Genomic DNA, 21,973 nt, shown 5'->3' with positions numbered 1-21,973 from the left:
CTGATGAGCACCGACTTCTACGCCGACCCCGCCGCCGACACCAGCGACGGCAAGGTCTTCACCGTCAGCGGCCAGGACTGGAGCGAGATCGCCGACGGCCTCGGCGAGGGCGACGCCGCCGAGCGGGTCGTGGTCAACATGGGCCCCCAGCACCCGTCCACCCACGGCGTGCTCCGGCTGATCCTCGAGATCGAGGGCGAGACGGTCACCGAGGCCCGCTGCGGCATCGGCTACCTGCACACCGGCATCGAGAAGAACATGGAGTACCGCACCTGGACGCAGGGCGTGACGTTCTGCACCCGGATGGACTACCTCTCCCCGTTCTACAACGAGATGACCTACGTCCTGGGCGTCGAGCGACTGCTCGACATCGAGGACGACATCCCCGAGAAGGCCCAGGTCATGCGGGTCCTGCTCATGGAGCTCAACCGGATCTCCAGCCACCTCGTCTGCATCGCCACCGGTGGCATGGAGATCGGCGCGCTGACCGTGATGACCATCGGCTTCCGCGAGCGCGAGCCTGGTCCTCGACCTCTTCGAGCTGATCACCGGCCTGCGGATGAACCACGCGTTCATCCGTCCCGGTGGCGTCGCCCAGGACATGCCGCCGGGCGCCCTGGACCAGATCCGCGACTTCGTGGCGCTGATGAAGAAGCGCCTTCCGGAGTACGCCGCGCTGTGCAACGCCAACCCGATCTTCAAGGCCCGCCTGGAGAACGTCGGCCACCTCGACCTCGAGGGCTGCATGGCGCTGGGCCTGACCGGCCCCGTCCTGCGCAGCACCGGCTACGGCTTCGACCTGCGCAAGGCCCAGCCCTACTGCGGCTACGAGACCTACGACTTCGACGTGCAGACCTGGGACACCGCCGACTCCTACGGCCGGTTCCGGGTCCGCCTCAACGAGATGTGGGAGTCGCTCAAGATCATCGAGCAGGCCGCCGACCGGCTGGCCCGCCTGGAGGGCGCGCCGGTCATGGTCGCCGACAAGAAGGTCGCCTGGCCCAGCCAGGCTCTCCATCGGAAGCGACGGCATGGGCAACAGCCTCGACCACATCCGCCACATCATGGGGGAGTCGATGGAGGCCCTGATCCACCACTTCAAGCCTGGTGACCGAGGGCTTCCGGGTCCCGGCCGGCCAGGCCTACGTGCCGGTCGAGTCGCCGCGCGGCGAGCTCGGCGCCCACGTCGTCTCCGACGGCGGCACACGGCCGTTCCGGGCGCACTTCCGCGACCCGTCGTTCAACAACCTCCAGGCGATGGGCGTGATGAGCGAGGGCGGCCAGATCGCTGACGTCATCGTCGCCATCGCGAGCATCGACCCGGTCATGGGAGGCGTCGACCGCTGATGGCTACGAACCCGCTGGACGACAAGACGCTCGGCGAGTCTGCGCGAGATCGCGGCCCGCTACCCCGAGCCGCGCTCGGGGCTGCTTCCGATGCTGCACCTCGCGCAGTCGGTGCAGGGCAGGATCACCCCCGAGGGCATCGAGGCCTGCGCCGCGATCCTCGACATCAGCCCCGCCGAGGTCAGCGGCGTCGCGACGTTCTACACGATGTACAAGCGGCACGGCGTGGGCGACTACCACGTCGGGGTGTGCACCAACACGCTGTGCGCGGTGATGGGCGGCGACGAGATCTTCGCCCGGCTCAAGGAGCACCTCGAGATCGGCAACGACGAGGTCGCCGTGCAGCGCCAGGGCGACTCCCGCACGGTCAGCCTGGAGCACATCGAGTGCAACGCGGCCTGCGACTACGCGCCGGTGCTGATGGTCAACTGGGAGTTCATGGACAACCAGACCCCCGAGTCGGCGGTCCAGGTGGTCGAGGCGCTGCGCGCCGGCCACGAGGTCCGCTCCACCCGCGGTCCCCGGCTGTGCACCTGGCGCGAGGCCGAGCGGGTGCTCGCCGGCTTCCCCGACGGTCGCGCCGACGAGGGCCCGACCGCCGGACCGGCCAGCCTCGCCGGGCTCGAGATCGCCCGCGAGCGCGGGTGGTCCGCGCCGGACCCGTCCGCGCAGCCGGCTCAGGAGGCGAGCGATGACTGACACCCTCACCCCGGTGCTCACCGACACCTGGGACGACGCGCAGGGCTGGAAGGCTCAGCGCCTACGCCGCCAAGGGCGGGTACGACGCCCTCGACGCCGCCTTCGCGATGAGCCCTGACGAGGTCATCACCGCCGTCAAGGACAGCGGCCTGCGCGGCCGTGGGGGCGCCGGCTTCCCGACGGGCATGAAGTGGTCCTTCATCCCGCAGGACAACCCCAAGCCGAAGTACCTCGTCGTCAACGCCGACGAGTCCGAGCCGGGGACCTGCAAGGACATCCCGTTGATGATGGGCAACCCGCACGTGCTCGTCGAGGGCGTGATCATCAGGCTCCTACGCCATCCGCGCCCACAAGGCGTTTATCTACATCCGCGGTGAGGTCGTCCACGTCGTGCGCCGGGTGCAGGCCGCGGTCGCGGAGGCCTACGCCGCCGGGCACCTGGGCAAGGACATCCACGGCTCGGGCTACGACCTCGACGTGGTCGTGCACGCCGGCGCGGGTGCCTACATCTGCGGCGAGGAGACCGCGCTGCTGGAGGGCCTGGAGGGTCGCCGCGGCCAGCCCCGGCTGCGCCCGCCGTTCCCCGCGGTGGCCGGGCTCTACGCCAGCCCGACGGTCATCAACAACGTCGAGTCCATCGCCTCGGTCCCCGCGATCGTCAAGAACGGCGCGACCTGGTTCGCCTCGATGGGCACCGAGAAGTCCAAGGGCCACGGCATCTTCTCGCTGTCCGGCCACGTCGTGAAGCCCGGCCAGTACGAAGCCCCGCTCGGGATCACCCTGCGCGAGCTTCTCGACCTCGCCGGCGGTGTCCGGGCCGGGCACCGGCTGAAGTTCTGGACCCCCGGCGGCTCCAGCACACCGCTGCTGACGGCCGAGCACCTCGACGTACCGCTCGACTTCGAGGGGGTCGGCGGCGTCGGCTCCATGCTCGGCACCCGCGCGCTGCAGATCTTCGACGACACCACCTGCGTGGTGCGCGCGGTGCTGCGCTGGACGGAGTTCTACAAGCACGAGTCCTGCGGCAAGTGCACCCCCTGCCGCGAGGGCACCTGGTGGCTGGTGCAGGCGCTGACCCGGCTGGAGAACGGCCAGGGCAGCGAGGAGGACCTCGACCAGCTTGCTCGACCAGTGCGACAACATCCTGGGCCGCTCGTTCTGCGCTCTCGGCGACGGTGCGACCAGCCCGATCTCCAGGCTCCATCCAGCACTTCCGCGACGAGTACCTCGCGCACCTCGCCCAGGGCGGGTGCCCGTTCGATCCGGCCCGGTCGACCGCCTGGGCCGGGCAGGAGGTGTCGGCATGAGCGCCGGCGAGGTCGAGAAGACCGACCTGGTCACCGTCACCATCGACGGCGTCCAGGTCAGCGTCCCCAAGGACACCCTGGTGATCCGCGCCGCCGAGCAGATCGGCGTGCAGGTCCCCCGCTTCTGCGACCACCCGCTGCTCGCACCGGTCGGTGCCTGCCGGCAGTGCCTGGTCGACGTACCGGACGCGGGGAACGGTCGCGGCTTCCCCAAGCCACAGGCCTCGTGCACCCTGCCGGTCGCCGACGGCATGGTCGTCAGCACCCAGGTCACCAGCCCCGTCGCCGACAAGGCGCAGCAGGGCGTGATGGAGCCTGCTGCTGGTCAACCACCCGCTCGACTGCCCGGTCTGCGACAAGGGCGGCGAGTGCCCGCTGCAGAACCAGGCGATGTCCAACGGGCGCGGGGAGTCGCGCTTCTCCGACGAGCGCAACCGCGGCGTGAAGCGGACCTTCCCCAAGCCGATCAACCTCTCCCCGACGGTGCTGCTCGACCGCGAGCGGTGCATCGTGTGCCAGCGCTGCACCCGCTTCGCCGAGGAGATCGCGGGCGACCCGTTCATCGAGTCTGCTCGAGCGCGGAGCCCAGCAGCAGATCGGCATCGCCGAGGACGCTCCCTTCCTGTCGTACTTCTCGGGCAACGTCATCCAGATCTGCCCGGTGGGTGCGCTCACCTCGGAGCAGTACCGCTTCCGCTCGCGGCCCTTCGACCTGGTCTCCGCGCCGGGCATCGCCGAGCACGACGCCTGCGGCTCGGCGATCCGGGTCGACCACCGCCGCGGCAAGGTGCTGCGCCGCCAGGCCGGCAACGACCCGGCGGTCAACGAGGAGTGGATCACCGACAAGGACCGCTTCGCCTTCGCCTACGCGCAGGCCGAGGACCGGCTCGCCTACCCGCAGGTCCGCGACGAGGAGGGCAGCCTCCGCCCCGCGTCGTGGCCCGAGGCCTTCACCGTCGCCGCGCGCGGCCTTGCCGCGGCGCGCGACGCCGCCGGGGTCGGCGTGCTGACCGGTGGCCGGCTCACGGTCGAGGACGCCTACGCCTACAGCAAGTTCGCGCGGGTGGCCCTGGGCACCAACGACATCGACTTCCGGGCCCGGCCGCTCTCGGCCGAGGAGACCGGCTTCCTCGGTGCGCACGTGGTGCTGAGCGGGCCGGGCGCGGGCGCGGTGACCTACGGCGACCTGGAGTCCGCCGCGAAGGTCGTCCTGGTCGGCCTGGAGCCCGAGGACGAGGCCGGCGCGATCTTCCTGCGCCTGCGAAAGTCGGTCCTGGCCGGCGGCACCGACGTGATCAGCCTGGCGCCGTTCACCACCCGCGGGCTGGAGAAGGCTGCGGGCCCGGGTCGTGCTGACCGCGCCGGGCGCGGAGCCCGCCACGCTCGAGACCCTGGCCGGCGAGACTCGACGCGAGCAGCGTGCTGCTGGTCGGGGAGCGCCTGGCGAGCGTGCCCGGCGCGCTCGGCGCCGCCGCCCGGATCGCCGCGAGCACCGGCGCCCGGCTGGCCTGGGTGCCGCGTCGTGCTGGTGACCGCGGTGCGGTCGAGGCCGGTTGCCTGCCCACCCTGCTGCCCGGCGGCCGTCCGGTCGCCGACGCCCAGGCCCGGGTCGACGTCGCCACCGCCTGGGGCGCCGCCGCGCTGCCCGAGGCGGAGGGGCGCGACGCGGACGCCATCGTCGCCGCGCTCGCGGCCGGCGAGCCTGAGCGGTCTGGTCGTCGCGGGCGTCGACCCCGACGACACCGCCGACCCGGCGCTGACCCGGGCCGCGGTGGCCGCGGCCTCCTTCGTGGTGGCCTTCGACCTGCGTCGTACCGAGGTCACGGAGGCGGCCGACGTCGTCTTCCCCGTCGCGCCGACCACCGACAAGTCCGGCACCTTCGTCAACTGGGAGGGCCGGGTGCGCCCGTGGGAGGCCGCCCTGCACAACCCGGCCTCGCTTCCGGAGCCTGCGCGCCCTCGCGGGCATCGCCGACGAGCCTGGGCACCCCGCTGGGCTTCCGCACGGTTCCCGAGGTCCGCGCCGAGATGGGCCAGGCTCGGCCCCTGGGACGGCCCGCGTGTCGAGTGGGCACCTGCGACGGCCGAGTCGGCGGCTCCGGCGTCCGCAACCCCCCACCCGACCGCCGGAAACCCCCACTCGGCGGTGCGGCTGGCGACCTGGAAGCAAGCTTGCTCGACAACGGCTCGCTGCAGGACGGCGACAAGTACCTCAAGGCGACCTCGCGCACGCCGGTCGCACTCGTCACCCGGGCCGTGTACGACGCCCACGGGCCCACCGTCACCCTCACCGGCGACCGCGGGTCGATCACGCTGCCCGCCGAGATCGGCGACGACCTCGTCGACGGCGTGGTGTGGGTGCCGGCCAACTCGGTCGGCGACGGTGTGCTCGCGGACCTCGCCTCGCCCGGCAGCACGGTCACGATCAGCGGAGCGGAAGGGGTGCACGGATGAACACGACCCTCGGTGCCTTCGGCAACGACGTCTGGTGGATCATCGGCGTCAAGACCCTGCTCGTCTTCGTGATCCTGGTCCTGCTGACGCTCTTCAACATCTGGTGGGAGCGCCGGGTCGTGGCCCGGATGCAGCACCGCATCGGCCCCAACGTGCACGGCCCCTTCGGCCTGCTGCAGTCGCTGGCCGACGGCGTGAAGCCTGGCCTTCAAGGAGGACCTGATCCCCAAGGCCGCCGACAAGGTGGTCTTCGTGCTGGCGCCGGTGATCGTCGTGGTGCCCGCCTTCGTGACGTTCAGCGTGATCCCGTTCGGCCCCGAGGTGACCCTGTTCGGTGAGCGCACGCCGCTGCAGGCCGACCGACATGCCGGTGGCGGTGCTCTTCGTGATGGCGATCGCCTCGATCGGCATCTACGGCATCGTCCTCGGTGGCTGGTCCAGCGGCTCGACGTACTCCCTGCTGGGCGGGTTGCGCTCCAGCGCGCAGATGATCTCCTACGAGGTCGCGATGGGCCTGGCCCTGGTCGCGGTCTTCATGTACGCCGGGTCGATGTCCACCAGCGAGATCGTCGCCGCCCAGGACGACATCTGGTTCGGGCTGGCGCTGGCGCCATCGTTCATCATCTACACGATCGCGATGGTCGGGGAGACCAACCGGGCGCCGTTCGACCTCCCGGAGGCCGAGGGCGAGGCTGGTCGGCGGCTTCCACACCGAGTACTCCAGCCTGAAGTTCGCGCTCTTCTTCCTCGCCGAGTACATCAACATGGCGACGGTCTCCGCGCTGGCCACCACGCTCTTCCTCGGCGGCTGGCACGCGCCCTTCTGGATCGACCAGGTCTGGGCCGGCGCCAACGAGGGCTACTGGCCGGTGCTGTGGTTCTTCGGCAAGGTGCTCTTCTTCATCTTCGTCTTCATCTGGCTGCGCGGCTCGCTGCCGCGGCTGCGCTACGACCAGTTCATGGCCTTCGGCTGGAAGCGGCTGATCCCGATCTCGCTGGGCTGGATCGTCGTCGTGGCGACCTTCAAGGTCGCGCGCAGCGAGGGCGTCTTCGACGGGAACAACCAGACCTTCTGGCTGGTCGCGGCCGGGCTGCTGCTGGCGGTGTTCGTGCTCAGGTGGCTGATCCCGGAGAAGCAGGCCGACGACGGCCCGGCGCCGGTGAACCCGCCGCGCGCCGGCGGCTTCCCGGTGCCGGAGATGCCTGCCAGTGGTGCGGTTCGCGGCGCGGCGGCGCCGTTGGTGTTCCGCACGGACGTCCACACGAGCGATGCAGGGGTGCGCAATGGCTGAGCAGAAGAGCCCGAAGGGCCCCACGGTCAAGGAGCAGTTCTGGGACCCGGTCGCCGGGTTCGGCGTGACCTTCCGGACCATGTTCCGCAAGGTGGTCACCGAGCAGTACCCGAAGGAGAAGCTCGCCCACCGCGCCGCGCTTCCACGGCCGCCACCAGGCCAACCGCTGGCCCGACGGCCTGGAGAAGTGCGTGGGCTGCGAGCCTTGTGCGCCTGGGCGTGCCCCGCGGACGCGATCTACGTCGAGGGTGCCTCCAACGACGACCGGCTGGACGAGAACGGGCAGTCCGGCCGCTACTCCGCCGGTGAGCGCTACGGCCGCGTCTACCAGATCAACTACCTGCGCTGCATCCTGTGCGGGCTCTGCATCGAGGCGTGCCCGACCCGCGCGCTGACGATGACCAACGAGTACGAGTCTCGCCGACGACAGCCGCTCCAGCCTCATCTACGAGAAGTCCGACCTGCTCGCCCCGCTGCTGCCGGGCATGGAGCAGCCGCCGCACGCCCAGACTTGCTCGGCGACGACGACGTCTACTACCGCGGCGAGGGGGCCCCGCAGTGACCGCCTTCTGGATCCTCGCGCCGATCATGGTGATCGCCGCGCTGGGCCTGCTGTTCGTGCGCAAGGCGGTGCACGCCGCGCTGCTGCTGGCCGTGGTGATGATCAGCCTCGCCGTGCTGTACGCCGTGCTGCAGGCGCCCTTCCTGTTCGCCGTGCAGATCATCGTCTACACCGGCGCGATCCTGATGCTCTTCCTCTTCGTGCTCATGCTCGTCGGTGTCGACGCCTCCGACTCGGTGGTGGAGACGATCAAGGGCCAGCGCGTGCTGGCCTGGGCCACCGGTGCCGTGTTCGTGGTGATCATGGTCGTCGGGCTCACCCAGGCTGACGTTCGGCACGGCGGTCGGGCTCGACGAGGCCAACCAGGGTGGCAACGTCCAGGGGCTCGCCAACCTGCTGTTCTCGCGCTACGTCTTCATCTTCGAGGCGACCAGCGCGCTGCTCATCACCGCGGCGGTCGGCGCGATGGTGCTGGCCCACCGCGAGCGGCTCACGCCGCGTCGTACCCAGGCGGACATCGCGGCCGACCGGGTGCGCGCGTACGCCGAGACCGGCGCCCACCTCGGACCGCTGCCCCCGCCGGGCGTCTACGCCCGGCACAACGCCGTCGACACCCCGGCCCTGCTGCCCGACGGCAGCCCGGCGCCCGCCTCGGTCTCCCGGGTGCTCGCCGCCCGCGGCACCATGCAGTCCGCCGGGCTCACCGACATCGAGGCGATCAAGTCGCAGGCTCGGTGTGCAGCCGGAGCAGAAGCCGGAGACCGGCGGCAAGGACGCCGGCACCGGCTCCAGTGAGGAGAACCAAGCGTGACCGAGTACGTGGTGCTCTCGTCGATCCTCTTCACCATCGGCGCGATCGGGGTGCTCACCCGGCGCAACGCGATCGTGGTGTTCATGTGCGTGGAGTCGATGCTCAACGCCTGCAACCTGGCCTTCGTCGCCTTCGCCCACCAGCACGGCAACCTCGACGGGCAGATCGCCGCCTTCTTCGTGATGGTGGTCGCCGCGGCGGAGGTCGTGGTCGGCCTCGCGATCATCATGACCATCTTCCGGACCCGACGCTCGGCCTCGGTCGACGACGCCAGCCTGCTGAAGTTCTGAGGGAACGATGAACGCACTCTCCGCACTGACGCTCGCCGTGAGCGAGTCCGAAGCCCACATCCCCGTGGTCGCCCCGACGGAGGCCGACGGGGTCTTCAGCCTGCTGTGGTTGATCATCGCGCTGCCGCTGCTGGGTGCCGCGGCCCTGCTGCTGCTCGGCAACGCCCGGACCAAGAGCCTACGGGCACTGGATCGGGCTCGCCACGATCACCGGCTCCTTCGTGCTCAGCGTGGTCATGTTCCTGACCCTTCTCGGCCGCGACGAGGGTGACCGGCAGGTCGCGAAGCACCTGTGGACGTGGATCGAGGCGGGCCGTCTCGACGTGGGGCTGGACCTGCTCTACGACCCGCTGTCGGCGCTCTTCCTGCTGCTGATCACCGGCGTCGGCGCGCTGATCCACCTGTACTCCGTGGGCTACATGGAGCACGACCCCCGGCGCTCGCGGTTCTTCGCCTACCTGAACCTCTTCGTCGCGGCGATGCTCATGCTGATCCTCTCGGAGAACTACGTGGGCCTGTTCCTGGGCTGGGAGGGGGTCGGCCTCGCGTCGTACCTGCTCATCGGGTTCTGGCAGCACAAGCCGTCCGCTGCCGCCGCGGCCAAGAAGGCCTTCGTCATCAACCGGGTCGGCGACATGGGCCTGGGCCTGGCGATCTTCTTGATGTTCGCGACCTTCGGCACGACGAGCTTCTCCGGCGTGAGCGCGCTGTCGAGCGGCGCGACCGAGACCACGCTGAACTGGATCGGCGTGCTGCTCCTCGTCGGCGCGTGCGGCAAGTCGGCCCAGGTGCCGCTCCAGGCCTGGCTCCTGGACGCGATGGAGGGTCCGACCCCGGTCTCCGCGCTGATCCACGCGGCGACCATGGTCACCGCCGGCGTCTACCTGGTGACCCGGTCGAACTTCGTCTTCGAGGCTCGCCCCGGCCGCGCAGACCGCGGTGGTCATCGTCGCCACCGTCACCCTGCTGTGGGGCGCGATCATCGGGTGCGCCAAGGACGACATCAAGAAGGGCCTGGCCGGCTCCACGATGAGCCAGATCGGCTACATGATGCTGGGCGCCGGGCTCGGCGTCGCGGGCTACGCCTTCGCGATCTTCCACCTGCTGACCCACGGCTTCTTCAAGGCCAACATGTTCCTCGGCGCCGGATCGGTCATGCACGCCATGGACGACGACGTCGACATGCGCCACTACGGCGCGCTGCAGAAGGCGCTGCCCGTCACCTTCGCGACCTTCGCGCTCGGATTCCCTCGCGATCATCGGCGTCCCGCCCTTCGCCGGCTTCTGGTCGAAGGACAAGATCATCGAGACCGCACTGGTCGAGAACCCGGTCGTCGGCATCTGCGCCCTGCTGGGCGCCGGCATCACCGGGTTCTACATGACCCGGATGATGCTGATGACGTTCTTCACCCAGAAGCGCTGGGGCAAGGACGTGCACCCGCACGAGAGCCCGAAGGTGATGACGATCCCGCTGATCGTCCTCGCCGCGCTCTCCGCGCTCGGCGGCCTGATGCTCGCCGGCAACTGGATCGTCGACTGGCTGAGCCCGGTCGTCGGCCACGCCGAGCACGAGGAGCCGCCGATCCCGGTCATCCTCATCACCCTGATCACCATCGCGGTGGTCGCCGCCGGCGTGGCGCTCGCGTGGTTCCTCGTCGGCAGGCAGCAGGTGCCGCGCGAGGCGCCGGCCGAGGTGTCCTTCGCGACGAAGGCGGCCCGGGCCGACCTCTACGGCGACGCGATCAACGACGCGCTGGTGGTGAACCCCGGCAAGGCGACCGCGCGCGGCCTGGTCGGCGTGGACCGCTCGCTCGTCGACGGGCTGTTCACCGGGGGAGCGACGGTCGTCGCCGGCACCGGTGGTTCGCTGCGCCGCATGCAGAACGGCTACGTGCGCTCCTACGCCCTCGGGATCCTCGGCGGCGCCGTGATCCTCGTCCTGACGCTGCTGGTGGTGAACTGATGCTGTCGATCCTGATCTGGCTCCCGATCGCCGGGGCGCTGGTGGTGGCCCTCGCGCCGCGCGCGCTGAGCAAGACCATCGGGCTCGGCGTCGCGCTGGTGACCCTGGTCCTCGGCATCGTCGCCACCCTGCAGTACGACGTGGACGGTGGCCGTCGACTCGTCGAGGAGCAGGAGTGGATCAAGGCGTTCGGGGTGCACTACGCCCTCGGCCTCGACGGTCTCGGCCTGCTCATGGTGCTGCTCACCGTCCTGCTGGTCCCGCTGGTGCTCGGCGCGGAGTGGTTCAAGGCCGACGACCCCGAGGGCGGCGGCGCGCGCGCCTTCGTGGCGTGGACCCTGGCCCTGGAGGGCCTGTCCCTCGCGGTCTTCTGCGCCACCGACGTCTTCCTCTTCTACGTCGTCTTCGAGGCGACGCTCATCCCGGCGTACTTCCTCGTCGGCTCCTTCGGCCGCGCCGGCCGCGGCGCCGCGGCCCTGAAGTTCCTGATGTTCCAGGCTCGCGGGCGGGCTCATCCTGCTGGCGAGCGTGATCGGGCTCTACGTCGTCTCCGCCCAGCAGGGCGAGCCGTCGTACCTGCTCTCGGACCCGGAGAAGGCTCGACATCGGCACCGAGGCCGGCCGCTGGCTGTTCTTCGGCTTCTTCATCGCCTTCGCGATCAAGGCGCCGCTGTTCCCGGTGCACACCTGGCTCGCCGACACGACCGAGAAGGCCACGCCCGGCACCGGCGTGCTGCTCGTCTGCATCCTCGACAAGATCGGCACCTTCGGGATGCTGCGCTTCTGCCTCGGCATCTTCCCCGAGGCCTCGCAGTGGGCGACCCCGCTCGTCGTGACGCTGGCCCTGATCTCGGTCGTCTACGGCGCCCTGATCGCCATCGGGCAGGACGACATCTTCCGCCTGATCGGCCTGACCTCGCTGAGCCACTTCGGCCTGATCACCCTCGGCATCTTCACGATGAGCACCCAGGGCGCCTCCGGCTCGATCCTCTACATGGTCAACCACGGGCTCGGCACGGCCGCGCTCTTCCTCGTCGCGGGCTACCTCTACGACCGCCGCGGCACCTCGCGGATCAGCGAGATGGGCGGCATCGAGAAGGTCGCACCGGTGCTCGCGGGGCTCTTCCTCGTCGCCGGCCTGGCCACCCTCGGCCTGCCGGGTCTCTCGCCCTTCGTGAGCGAGTTCCTGGTTCTCCTCGCGGCCTTCGGCTATGCCTGGTACGTCGGTGCGATCGCCATCACGGCCGTGGTGCTGGCCGCGATCTACGTGCTGTGGATGTACCAGCGCACGATGACCGGGCCCACGCCGCCCCAGGCCGCCGACACCAAGGACCTCGGCCTGCGCGAGATCGCCGCCGTCGCCCCGCTGGTGGCCGCACTGGTCTTCTTCGGCTTCTACCCCGCACCCCTGCTCGACGCGGCCAACCCGACGGTGGGTGAGCCTGCTCGAGCACGTCGGCGTGCAGGACCATCCGCCGACGGTCGACCCGACGTCGGTGCAGCACGACGTGGAGGAGGCGCACTGATGGAGTTCATCAAGCCCGAGCTCGAGTACGCCGAGCTGCTGCCGCTCCTCGTCGTCCTCGGCGGTGCCTGTGTCGGTGTGCTCTTCGAGGCCCTCCTGCCGCGCGGCACCCGCCGGCTCCCGCAGGTCGTGCTCACCCTGGTCGTGCTGGTCCTCGCGCTCGTCGCGACGATCGTGGTCGGCTCCGGTCTCGACGAGCACCGCGGCCTCGACGGCAGGCTCCGGCAAGGGCCTGGTCGGGGCGATGGGCAGCGTCGTGGTCGACGGCCCGACCGTCTACCTGTGGGGCCTGCTGCTGGTCTTCGCGATCGGCGGGGTCGCGCTCTTCGCCGAGCGCCGGCTGGAGGGCGGGGTCTCCGCGTTCACCGGCCAGGCGGCCGCGCTGCCCGGCACCGACACCGAGCGCGACGCCTCCACCCGCGGCCTGGAGCACACCGAGGTCTACCCGCTGCTGCTGTTCGCGGTCGGCGGCATGCTCCTCTTCCCGGCCTCCGGCGACCTCCTCACGATGTTCGTCGCGCTGGAGGTGCTCTCGCTGCCGCTGTACCTGCTCTGTGGTCTCGCCCGCCGGCGCCGCCTGCTGAGCCAGGAGGCCGCGATGAAGTACTTCCTGCTCGGCGCCTTCGCCTCCGGCTTCTTCCTCTACGGTGCCGCGCTGGTCTACGGCTACGCCGGCTCGGTCGACTTCGCCGGCATCAACGAGGCCGCCCGCGCGGGTGGTGCGAACCACGGCCTGCTGCTCGCGGGCATCGCCCTGCTCGCTGTCGGCCTGCTCTTCAAGGTCGGCGCCGTGCCCTTCCAGGCCTGGACCCCCGACGTCTACCAGGGTGCGCCCACCGCGGTCACCGCGTTCATGGCCGCCGGGACGAAGGTCGCCGCCTTCGGCGCCCTGCTGCGGCTGATGTACGTCGCCTTCGGTGGCGAGCGCTGGAGCCTGGGTGCCGATGCTGTGGGTCGTCGCGATCGCGTCGATGGTGCTGGGGGCGGCCCTGGCCGTCGTCCAGAACGACGTGAAGCGGATGCTCGCCTACTCCTCCGTCGCGCACACCGGCTTCCTGCTCGTGGGCGTGCTCGGCGTGCAGAGCGCCGGCGACCTGGCAGAGGGCCAGTACTCCTCGCTGGAGGGCGTGCTCTTCTACCTGACCACCTACGGCTTCGCGATGATCGGCTCCTTCGCGCTGGTCACCCTGGTCCGCGACGCCGGCGGCGAGGCGACCCACTACGACCGCTGGGCCGGCCTGGGCAAGCGCTCACCGCTCGTGGCCGGGGCGTTCGCCTTCTTCCTGCTCTCGATGGCCGGGATCCCGCTCACCGCGGGCTTCATCGGCAAGTGGGCGGTCTTCACCTCGGCGATGTCCGCCGGCGCCCGGCCGATCGTGCTGGTGGCGATCGCGTCCAGCATCGTCGCGATCACCTTCTACGTGCGCCACATCCGGCTGATGTTCTTCGTCGACGCCCACCCGGACGGCGCGGGTGCGGTCACCCGGCCCTCGCTCCTCACCTCGGCGACAGTCGTGGTGTGCCTGGCCGCCACCCTCGTGCTGGGCGTCGTGCCGGGGCCGGTTCTCGATCTGGTCACCCATACGGGAGACTTCATCAGGTGAGACCACCTGCACGTCCGGCCGAGTCTCGCCCTCCCGATCGACGACACCGCGCTCGCCGAACGGCTGCGCGCGCGCCTGGCCGTCGTGGAGGAGGACCTCTACGCCCACGCGTCCAGCCGGGCGCCGTACGTCACCGAGGCGGCGCGACACCTGCTCGCCGCCGGCGGCAAGAGGTTCCGTCCGCTGCTGGTGCTGCTCGCCGCCGAGGCCGGACCGCGCCCGGACGCGCCCGAGGTGCTCACCGCGGCGAGCGTCGTGGAGATCACCCACGTCGGCTCGCTCTACCACGACGACGTGATGGACGAGGCCGCGCTGCGTCGCGGCGAGGACTCCGCCAACGCCCGCTACGACAACCTGGTCGCCATCCTCACCGGTGACTGGCTGTTCGCGAAGTCCTCCGAGCCTGACCGCCCAGGCTCGGCCCGGAGGCGGTGCGGATCCAGGCCGCGACCTTCACCCGGCTGGTCGAGGGCCAGATCCTGGAGACCGTGAAGCCGGGCCCCGAGGAGGACGCGCTCGCGCACCACCTCGACGTCGTCGCCGGCAAGACCGGCTCCCTGATCGCCACCTCCGCGCACTACGGCGCCCTCTTCGCCGGTGCGGAGCCGGCAGTCGTGGAGGCGCTGACGGCCTACGGCGAGCTGGTCGGCACCGCCTTCCAGGCTCTCCGACGACATCCTCGACATCGCCTCCGAGACCGAGGAGTCCGGCAAGACGCCCGGGACCGACCTCAAGGAGGGCGTGCCCACCCTGCCGGTGCTGCTGGCACGCGCGTCGAGCGACCCGGCCGACGACCGCCTGCGGGAGCCTGCTGGACCCCGAGCGCACGGACCTGGCCGCCGACGCCGCCCTGCACGCCGAGGCGCTGGACCTGCTGCGCAAGCACCCGGCGATGGCGCAGGCGAAGGCCTACGTCGTCGACCGGGCCCGGGAGGCCAAGGCCCTGCTCGCCGCCCTGCCCGAGGGGTCGGTGCGCACCGCGCTGGAGGACTTCGCCGACGTGGTCGCGGTCCGCACCGCCTGAGACCGCGCCCGGTCACACCGTGATCGGTCGCGCCTTGCACGCCCTCGGCCGAACCGTTCCGGACCCCCCTCGTTAATCTGCACCAAACCAGTTAACTTTGAGGGCATGAGCCTCCTGACGACCAACCAGGACCTCGACCCGGTCGCGCTGCGGCAGGCGTTCGGGGTGTTCCCGACCGGGGTGGTCGCCCTCGCCGCGGAGGTCGACGGCGCGCCTGTCGGCCTCGCCGCCAGCCTCCTTCACCTCGGTCAGCCTGGACCCGCCGCTGGTCTCGGTCTCCGTCGCGCGGACCTCGAAGACCTGGCCGGACCTGCGCCGGGCCCGTCACTTCGGCGTCACCGTGCTCGCCGACCACCACGGCAGCGTGTGCCGCCAGGCTCTCCGGGCCGGTGGCCGGGCGCTTCGCCGACGTCGAGGTGAGCATCAGCGAGGACGGCGCGGTGACCCTCGACGAGGGCCTGGTCCGCTTCGACTGCACGCTGTACCGCGAGGTCGAGGCCGGTGACCACATCATCGTCCTGCTCCAGGTCCATGCCGTCGACACCGGCGCCGAGGACGACGCCGGCCATCCTCTGGTCTTCCACCGCAGCGGCTTCGGCCGCCTGGAGCGCAGCGCCTGAGCGGCGTACCCCCGATCGCCTCGCGCGGCAGCGGCGCGCACCCCGCCGCTGCCGCGCGCGGCCTTTTCCGCCCGATCGCGGGCACGGGTTTTACTTCCGGCCGGGATGGGCAGATGCTCGGAGCACACAGAAACAAGATCCCCGGAGGAGATCCCCATGCGCATGACGCGCCTCATCACGGCCTTCGTCGCCGTGTTCGCCGCGACCGTCCTCGGTCTGACGGCCACCACCAACGCCCACGCGGCCACCCCGACCACCCAGGCCACCGTCGCGCAGAAGGCGCTTCCGCGCCACGTCGTGACCAACCTGCGCTCCGTCCAGGTCAAGGGCACCCGGACCGTCTACATCAAGGGCAACCTGAAGTCGGCTCCCGGCATCCGCGTCTACCTGCAGTCGCACAAGAACGGCGGCCGCCCCGGCTACCACGCCGTCACCTCGGTCCGCTCGGCCCCCGGCACCGGCGCGTTCTCGATCCGCTTCCGCGGTGTCTGCAGCACCGCCTACCGCATCGTGATCAAGCCGACCGTGCGGTACTCGCTCTACAAGCAGTACGTCGGCACCTTCACCTGCCGCTGATCCTGCGCGGCACCCGTCACACGGCGGACGCCTCGGCCACCCGGCCGAGCGTCCGCCGTCGGTGTCTCAGGGCCTCGACGGTGAAGATCGCCAGGGCCAGCCAGACCAGGCCGAAGCCCACCCAGCGCCCCGGCGGCATCGACTCGCCGAGCACGGTGATCCCGAGCAGGAACTGCAGGACCGGCGCGAGGTACTGCAGCAGGCCCAGCGTCGTCATCGACACCCGCGTCGCGGCCGCCCCGAAGCACAGCAGCGGTACGGCGGTCACCGCACCGCTCGCGACCAGCAGCGCCACGTGCCCCGCACCCTCACCGGTGAAGTGGGAGCGCCCCGCCGCTCCCAGCCACACCAGGTAGACCAGCGCGAAGGGCGCGATCACGGCCGTCTCGAAGGCCAGGCTCTCGATCGCGCCGACCCCGGCGGACTTCTTCGCCAGGCCGTAGGTGCCGAAGGAGAAGGCCAGCACCAGCGCGACCACCGGCGGCCGGCCGTAGTCCACGGTCAGCACCGCCACGGCGACGAAGCCGGTCGCGAGGGCGCCCCACTGCAGCGGCCGCAGCCGCTCGCCGAGCAGGAGCACGCCCATCAGCACCGTCACCAGCGGGTTGATGAAGTAGCCCAGGGAGGTCTCTACGACCCGGTCGCTGTTGACGCCGTAGATGAAGGTGCCCCAGTTGGAGGTGATGGTGATCGCCGCGACCACCAGCAGCAGCGCCGTACGACGGTCGCGGACGATCGCACGCAGCTGCCGCCCGCGGCGCAGCAGCACCACCAGCAGGCCCATCACGACGACCGACCAGACCATCCGGTGGGCCAGGATCTCGATGGCTCCGCTGGGCTCGAGCAGGGGCCAGTAGAGCGGGAAGGCCCCCCCACATCAGGTACGCGGCAACCCCGAGCAGCAGGCCGCGCCTGGTGTCAGCCATGCATGGTCAGTCGATCGTCCAGGTGTCGCCGGCGTTGATGAGGGCGGTCAGCCGGTCCTCGGCGCTTCCGGAGACCTTCGCGGCGGCGTCGGCGACCTGCGCGCGCGCCTGGTCGTCGTACGTCGGCCGCTCGACCTGGCGGAAGATCCCGATCGGGCTCCGGTTGAGGTAGCCCGCGTCGGTCAGCCGCGAGATCGCGAAGGCCGTGGACGGGTCCGGGTTCGCGGCGTCGTGGACGATGATCGCCTCGGCCGCGACGGACGCGGTGTCGGCGACCTCGACGCCGCCGCCGGCGCCACGGACCAGGGCCTTGTCGCCGAGACCGGTGGTCTCCTCGCGCACACCGAAGGTGATCGGCTCGCCGTGGGTGAGCGGGATCAGCGCGTGCGCGTTGTCGCGGTCCTTGATGGCGTCGAAGGCGCCGTCGTTGAAGATCGGGCAGTTCTGGTAGATCTCGACCAGGGAGGTGCCGCGGTGGGCGGCGGCGGCGGCGAGGACGGCGGTGAGGTGCTTGCGGTCGGAGTCGATGGTCCGCGCCACGAACGAGGCCTCGGCGCCGAGCGCCAGCGAGACCGGGTTGAACGGGTGGTCGAGCGAGCCGGCGGGGGTGGACTTGGTGACCTTGCCGACCTCGGAGGTGGGGGAGTACTGGCCCTTGGTGAGTCCGTAGATCCGGTTGTTGAACAGCAGGATCGTCATGTTGACGTTGCGGCGCAGGGCGTGGATGAGGTGGTTGCCGCCGATGGAGAGGGCGTCGCCGTCGCCGGTGACGACCCAGACCGACAGGTCCTCGCGGGCGGTGGCGATGCCGGTGGCGATCGAGGGCGCACGTCCGTGGATGGAGTGCATGCCGTAGGTGTCGAGGTAGTAGGGGAAGCGTGAGGAGCAGCCGATGCCGGAGACGAAGACGATGTTCTCGCGTCGGAGTCCGAGGTCGGGGAGGAAGGACTGGACGGCCTTGAGGACGGCGTAGTCGCCGCACCCGGGGCACCAGCGGACCTCCTGGTCGCTGGAGAACTCCTTGGCGGTCTGCGTCTGGCCCTCGTCCAGCGACGGCACCAGGCTCGGTGCCGGAGCGCAGGGACGGGTTGCCGAGGTCGATGGTCGTCACTTGACCGGAGCCTCCTCGTGGTCGGCGGGAAGATTGAGTCCGTGCTCGCCCAGGTCGACGGTGCGGCCCTCGGCCTCGCCGACGAGCGCGCCCACCGCCTCCGCGAGCTCGGCCGCCTTGAGCGGCAGGCCGTAGACGTGGTTGTAGCCGATGGCGTCGACGAGGTACTCCGCGCGCAGCAGCCGCGAGAGCCTGGCCGAGGTTCATCTCGGGCACGAGCACCTTGTCGTAGCGCTTGAGGATCTCGCCCAGGTCGTTGGGGAACGGGTTGAGGTGGCGCAGGTGTGCCTGCGCGACGTGGTAGCCCGCGCGTCGTACCCGGCGGCAGGCGGCACCGATCGGGCCGTACGTCGAGCCCCACCCGATCACCAGCACCTTGGCCTCGCCCGAGGGGTCCTCCACCTCCAGCGGCGGGAGGTCGTTGGCGATGCGCTGGACCTTCTCGGCACGGATGCGGACCATCTTGTCGTGGTTGGCCGGGTCGTAGGAGATGTTGCCGTGCCCCTCGCCCTTCTCCAGGCCACCGATGCGGTGCTCCAGGCCTGCGGTGCCCGGGATCGCCCAGGGACGGGCCAGGGTCTCCTCGTCGCGCAGGTAGGGCCAGAACGTGTCCGGCTCGTCGCCGTCGGAGCCGGTCGAGACCTTGTTCGGCCCGGTCGCGAAGGCGGGGTCGATGACGGGCAGGTCCTTCACGGACGGGATCGCCCACGGCTCTGAGCCGTTGGCGAGGTAGCCGTCGGAGAGCAGGAAGACCGGGGTGCGGTAGGTGATCGCGATCCGGGCGGCCTCGACCGCGGCGGCGAAGCAGTCGCCGGGGGACTGCGGCGCCACGATCGGGACCGGGGCCTCGCCGTTGCGGCCGTACATCGCCTGGAGCAGGTCGGCCTGCTCGGTCTTGGTGGGCAGGCCGGTCGAGGGGCCGCCGCGCTGGACGTTGACGACGACGAGCGGCAGGCTCGGTCATCACGGCCAGGCCGATCGCCTCGGACTTGAGCGCGATGCCCGGCCCGGAGGTCGTGGTGATGCCGAGTCTGGCCGGCGAAGGAGGCGCCGATCGCGGCGCCGATGCCGGCGATCTCGTCCTCGGCCTGCAGCGTGGTGACGCCGAAGCCCTTGTGCTTGCTCAGGCTCGTGGAGGATGTCGGAGGCCGGGGTGATCGGGTAGGAGCCCAGGAAGACCGGCAGCCCGGAGCGCACCCCCGCGGCCACCAGACCGTAGGACAGCGCCAGGTTGCCGGTGATGTTGCGGTAGGTGCCGGCGTTCATCTTGGCCGGCTTGATCTCGTACTGGACGACGAAGGTCTCGGTGGTCTCGCCGTAGTTCCAGCCGGCCTTGAAGGCGGCGATGTTGGCGCCGAGGATGTCGGCGACCTTCGCGAACTTCCGCTCGAGGAAGGTGATGGTCGGCTCGGTCGGGCGGCCGTACATCCAGGAGAGCAGGCCGAGGGCGAACATGTTCTTCGCGCGGGCGGCATCCTTGCGGGAGAGGCCGAACTCCTTGACCGCCTCGACGGTGATCCCGGTGAGGTCGACCGGCTGCACCTGGAAGCCGGCGAGGATGTCGTCGACCTCGCCGAGCTTTGTCGAGCGGGTTGGAGGAGTAGCCCGCCTTGTCGAGGTTGCGCTTGGAGAAGTCGTGGGTGTCGACGATGATCGTCGCGCCCTTGGGCAGGTCGCCCAGGTTGGCCTTGAGCGCCGCCGGGTTCATCGCCACCAGGACGTCGGGGCGGTCGCCGGCGGTCAGGATGTCGTGATCGGCGAAGTGGATCTGGAACGAGGAGACCCCGGGGATGGTGCCCTGGGGGGCGCGGATCTCGGCCGGGAAGTTCGGCAGGGTGACCAGGTCGTTGCCGAAGACCGCCGACTCCTGGGTGAAGCGGTCACCCGTCAGCTGCATGCCGTCGCCGGAGTCGCCGGCGAACCGGATGATCACCCGGTCCAGGCTGCTTGACCTGCTTGGTCTGGCTCACGTTCGGTCCACTTCTCTCGGGCGGCGGGGGCGTCCGTCCCGGCGCGCACCGACGGCGGACTCTGCGAAGTCTACGGCCATTTCTAGAACACGTTCCACATTTGGGTGGACACCTGTCCAGCCAAGGTCGGCCGCGACCTCCCCACGATAGACCGCGCCGCGCAGGCGTCGTACCGCGCTCCGAGTGATGAGCGTCTCGCCGGGTCGCGACCTCGTCGTCTCGCGACACGTCTCACATTGCGATCAAAGTCCAGTGAACATGTATTCTTTAGTCAGATTCACCAGGTGGTTCCCGAGACCACCTGACTGACTGATTGGGTGCGAGACATGAAGCGAATGATGAAGGCTGCTGCCTTGGCGATGACTGGCGCGCTGGCGCTGACCGCCTGCGCGAGCGCCGACGGTGGGAGCGACAGCAAGGACAAGACGATCAACATCGTCGGGTTCGCCGTCCCCGAGGCGGGCAACAAGGCCGCCGCCGTCGAGTTCAACAAGACCGACGCCGGCAAGGACGTGAAGTTCTCCGGCGCCTACGGCCCCTCCGGCGACCAGAGCCGCAAGGTCGCGGACACCAAGGGCAAGGACACCGACTACGTCGTGTTCTCCCTGGAGCCCGACATGACCCGCCTGGTCGACGCCGGCCTGGTCGACGAGAAGCTGGAACCAGGGCCCCAACAAGGGCATCGTCTCCAGGCTCGGTCGCCGTCATCGCCACCGAGAAGGGCAACCCGCTCGGCATCAAGAACTGGAGCGACCTCACGCGCCCCGACGTCAAGATCGTCACCCCCGACCCGGCCAGGCTCCGGCTCGGCGAAGTGGAACGTCCTCGCGCTCTACACCTACGCGAAGTCCACCGGCGCCACCGAGGAGCAGGCCAACGCCTTCCTCGTGAAGGTCTTCAAGAACGTCAAGACCTGGGCCGCCAGCGGCCGTGAGGCGACCGAGGCCTTCAAGAAGGGCGTGGGCAACGTCCTGCTGACCTACGAGAACGAGGCCATCCTGGCCAAGCAGAACGGCGAGGACCTCGACTACGTCGTCCCGGACCACACCTTCAAGATCGAGAACCCGGGCGCCGTCCTCAAGGACTCCGTCCCGGTCGCGAAGGACTGGCTGGACTTCATCCTCAGCGACAAGGGCCAGGCTGGCCTTCGTGTCCAAGGGCTTCCGCCCGGTGACCGACGTCGACATCAGCGGCGTCAAGGTCGAGGGTGCCAACGACCCGAGCAACCCCTTCCCGCCGGTCAAGGACCTGAGCACCGCCGCCGACCTCGGCGGTTGGAGCGCCATCAACAAGGAGTGGTTCGGCAAGGACGGCGCCAGACTCCGCTTCGACAAAGCTGTACGCCGAAGCCACGAAGCAGTGACCGACACGCTCGTGTCATCCCCAGGGCCGGTTCCGACCAGGAACCGGCCCTCGGGCCGTGTCAGGGGCGACAGGCTCGGGCCGCCTCCCGCTCACCCTCGCCTCTCGCCTCGGCCTCGGCGTAGCGCTGGTGTGGTTCAGCATCCTGGTGCTGATCCCGCTCGCCGCGGTGGTCGGTGCGGCCGCCGCCGGTGGTTGGGGCGCCTTCTGGGGCACCCTCACCGACGCCCAGACCTTCGCCGCCCTGCGGCTGACGGTCGTCGAGGCGCTGCTGGTGACGGTGGTCAACGCCGTGCTCGGCACGGTCGTGGCCTGGGTGCTGGTCCGCGACCAGTTCTTCGGCAAGCGGATCCTGGACGTCGTCATCGACATCCCGTTCGCGCTGCCGACGATCGTCGCGGGCCTGGTGCTGCTCAGCCTGTGGGGGCCGAACAGCCCGGTCGGGGTGAACATCGTCAACACCCAGCGGGGCATCTTCCTGGCCCTGCTCTTCGTGACCCTGCCGTTCGTCGTACGGACCGTCCAGCCGG

At 70.4% G+C, this 21,973-nt stretch carries 13 protein-coding genes and 12 pseudogenes; 22 read left to right on the top strand and 3 right to left on the bottom strand.

Features of this window, described 5'->3' with window-relative positions; translation table 11 throughout:
* The first annotated feature begins 3 nt into the window (after positions 1–3).
* The 21 genes and pseudogenes from G5V59_RS18395 to G5V59_RS18300 all read left to right on the top strand — a co-directional run bounded on the left by G5V59_RS18395 (position 4) and on the right by G5V59_RS18300 (position 16,074).
* A pseudogene (locus G5V59_RS18395) lies at positions 4–1,347 on the top strand (NADH-quinone oxidoreductase subunit D).
* 39 nt (positions 1,348–1,386) lie between these two features.
* On the top strand, positions 1,387–2,046 hold the full coding sequence (gene nuoE / locus G5V59_RS18390; RefSeq protein ID WP_278259924.1) for an NADH-quinone oxidoreductase subunit NuoE: 660 nt from the start codon (positions 1,387–1,389) through the stop codon (positions 2,044–2,046).
* Positions 2,039–3,353, top strand: a pseudogene (gene nuoF / locus G5V59_RS18385) (NADH-quinone oxidoreductase subunit NuoF). Before nuoE ends, nuoF begins: the two are co-directional and overlap by 8 nt.
* Positions 3,350–5,807, top strand: a pseudogene (locus G5V59_RS37065) (NADH-quinone oxidoreductase subunit G). The pseudogenes nuoF and G5V59_RS37065 overlap by 4 nt, the downstream one beginning before the upstream one ends.
* Positions 5,804–5,947: pseudogene (locus G5V59_RS37060) on the top strand (NADH-quinone oxidoreductase subunit H); the annotation flags it as partial. The pseudogenes G5V59_RS37065 and G5V59_RS37060, both read left to right, overlap by 4 nt.
* Positions 5,948–6,171: 224 nt before the next feature.
* Positions 6,172–6,438 (top strand): annotated as a pseudogene (locus G5V59_RS37055) (NADH-quinone oxidoreductase subunit H); the annotation flags it as partial.
* 61 nt (positions 6,439–6,499) lie between these two features.
* Complete coding sequence (locus G5V59_RS37050; RefSeq protein ID WP_341351255.1) at positions 6,500–7,099, top strand: complex I subunit 1 family protein; 600 nt, start codon at positions 6,500–6,502, stop codon at positions 7,097–7,099.
* Positions 7,092–7,608: pseudogene (gene nuoI, locus G5V59_RS18360) on the top strand (NADH-quinone oxidoreductase subunit NuoI); the annotation flags it as partial. The gene G5V59_RS37050 and the pseudogene nuoI, both read left to right, overlap by 8 nt.
* A gap of 79 nt (positions 7,609–7,687) precedes the next feature.
* Positions 7,688–7,930: pseudogene (locus tag G5V59_RS18355) on the top strand (NADH-quinone oxidoreductase subunit J); the annotation flags it as partial.
* 55 nt (positions 7,931–7,985) lie between these two features.
* Positions 7,986–8,456 (top strand): NADH-quinone oxidoreductase subunit J, encoded by a 471-nt coding sequence (locus G5V59_RS37045; protein ID WP_341351254.1) that lies wholly within the window; start codon positions 7,986–7,988, stop codon positions 8,454–8,456.
* Positions 8,457–8,468: 12 nt separating this feature from the next.
* Positions 8,469–8,762, top strand: coding sequence for an NADH-quinone oxidoreductase subunit NuoK (nuoK, locus tag G5V59_RS18350; protein WP_278259923.1), 294 nt, complete (start codon positions 8,469–8,471; stop codon positions 8,760–8,762).
* Between the two features lie 7 nt (positions 8,763–8,769).
* Positions 8,770–10,725, top strand: a pseudogene (gene nuoL, locus G5V59_RS18345) (NADH-quinone oxidoreductase subunit L).
* Positions 10,726–11,329: 604 nt separating this feature from the next.
* Positions 11,330–12,103: pseudogene (locus tag G5V59_RS18340) on the top strand (NADH-quinone oxidoreductase subunit M); the annotation flags it as partial.
* Positions 12,104–12,494: 391 nt separating this feature from the next.
* A pseudogene (locus G5V59_RS37040) lies at positions 12,495–13,103 on the top strand (proton-conducting transporter membrane subunit); the annotation flags it as partial.
* A 91-nt stretch (positions 13,104–13,194) separates the two neighbouring features.
* The gene (locus tag G5V59_RS18330) at positions 13,195–13,854 is read left to right on the top strand and encodes a proton-conducting transporter membrane subunit (RefSeq protein ID WP_278259922.1); all 660 of its coding nucleotides are present in this window, start codon (positions 13,195–13,197) and stop codon (positions 13,852–13,854) included.
* Positions 13,855–13,938: 84 nt separating this feature from the next.
* Positions 13,939–14,346 (top strand): polyprenyl synthetase family protein, encoded by a 408-nt coding sequence (locus G5V59_RS18325; RefSeq protein ID WP_278257430.1) that lies wholly within the window; start codon positions 13,939–13,941, stop codon positions 14,344–14,346.
* Positions 14,286–14,459: pseudogene (locus G5V59_RS18320) on the top strand (polyprenyl synthetase family protein); the annotation flags it as partial. The gene G5V59_RS18325 and the pseudogene G5V59_RS18320, both read left to right, overlap by 61 nt.
* 70 nt (positions 14,460–14,529) lie before the next feature.
* Entirely contained in the window at positions 14,530–14,901 is a 372-nt protein-coding gene (locus G5V59_RS18315) for a hypothetical protein (protein WP_341351253.1), read from the top strand.
* Positions 14,902–15,092: 191 nt separating this feature from the next.
* Positions 15,093–15,383 carry a flavin reductase family protein gene (locus tag G5V59_RS18310; protein WP_341351252.1) on the top strand — a complete coding sequence of 97 codons (291 nt, stop codon included), beginning with the start codon at positions 15,093–15,095 and terminating at the stop codon, positions 15,381–15,383.
* Positions 15,295–15,498, top strand: coding sequence for a flavin reductase family protein (locus G5V59_RS18305; protein ID WP_278257429.1), 204 nt, complete (start codon positions 15,295–15,297; stop codon positions 15,496–15,498). The genes G5V59_RS18310 and G5V59_RS18305 overlap by 89 nt, the downstream gene beginning before the upstream one ends.
* A 156-nt stretch (positions 15,499–15,654) precedes the next feature.
* The gene (locus G5V59_RS18300; protein ID WP_278257428.1) at positions 15,655–16,074 is read left to right on the top strand and encodes a hypothetical protein; all 420 of its coding nucleotides are present in this window, start codon (positions 15,655–15,657) and stop codon (positions 16,072–16,074) included.
* 16 nt (positions 16,075–16,090) lie between these two features.
* On the opposite strand, the gene rarD is transcribed toward G5V59_RS18300, so the two are convergent.
* The 3 genes and pseudogenes from rarD to G5V59_RS18285 all read right to left on the bottom strand — a co-directional run bounded on the left by rarD (position 16,091) and on the right by G5V59_RS18285 (position 20,008).
* On the bottom strand, positions 16,091–16,891 hold the full coding sequence (gene rarD / locus G5V59_RS18295) for an EamA family transporter RarD (protein ID WP_341351251.1): 801 nt from the start codon (positions 16,889–16,891) through the stop codon (positions 16,091–16,093).
* A gap of 115 nt (positions 16,892–17,006) precedes the next feature.
* Positions 17,007–18,062 carry a 2-oxoacid:ferredoxin oxidoreductase subunit beta gene (locus G5V59_RS18290; RefSeq protein ID WP_341351250.1) on the bottom strand — a complete coding sequence of 352 codons (1,056 nt, stop codon included), beginning with the start codon at positions 18,060–18,062 and terminating at the stop codon, positions 17,007–17,009.
* A gap of 45 nt (positions 18,063–18,107) precedes the next feature.
* Positions 18,108–20,008, bottom strand: a pseudogene (locus G5V59_RS18285) (2-oxoacid:acceptor oxidoreductase subunit alpha).
* 432 nt (positions 20,009–20,440) lie between these two features.
* On the opposite strand from G5V59_RS18285, the gene G5V59_RS18280 reads away from it, so the two are divergent.
* Entirely contained in the window at positions 20,441–21,568 is a 1,128-nt protein-coding gene (locus tag G5V59_RS18280; protein WP_278257427.1) for an extracellular solute-binding protein, read from the top strand.
* The last annotated feature ends 405 nt before the right edge of the window (positions 21,569–21,973 follow it).

The sequence above is a fragment of the Nocardioides convexus genome, assembly GCF_011090295.1.
This window is presented reverse-complemented; position numbering and strand designations above follow the sequence as displayed.

What these genes read in the sequence shown, in the direction of transcription:
- G5V59_RS18280 (WP_278257427.1), top strand. Translation starts at nt 20,441, where the DNA reads ATGACTGGCGCGCTGGCGCTGACCGCCTGCGCGAGCGCCGACGGTGGG.
- G5V59_RS18330 (WP_278259922.1), top strand. Translation starts at nt 13,195, where the DNA reads ATGCTGTGGGTCGTCGCGATCGCGTCGATGGTGCTGGGGGCGGCCCTG.
- G5V59_RS18300 (WP_278257428.1), top strand. Translation starts at nt 15,655, where the DNA reads ATGCGCATGACGCGCCTCATCACGGCCTTCGTCGCCGTGTTCGCCGCG.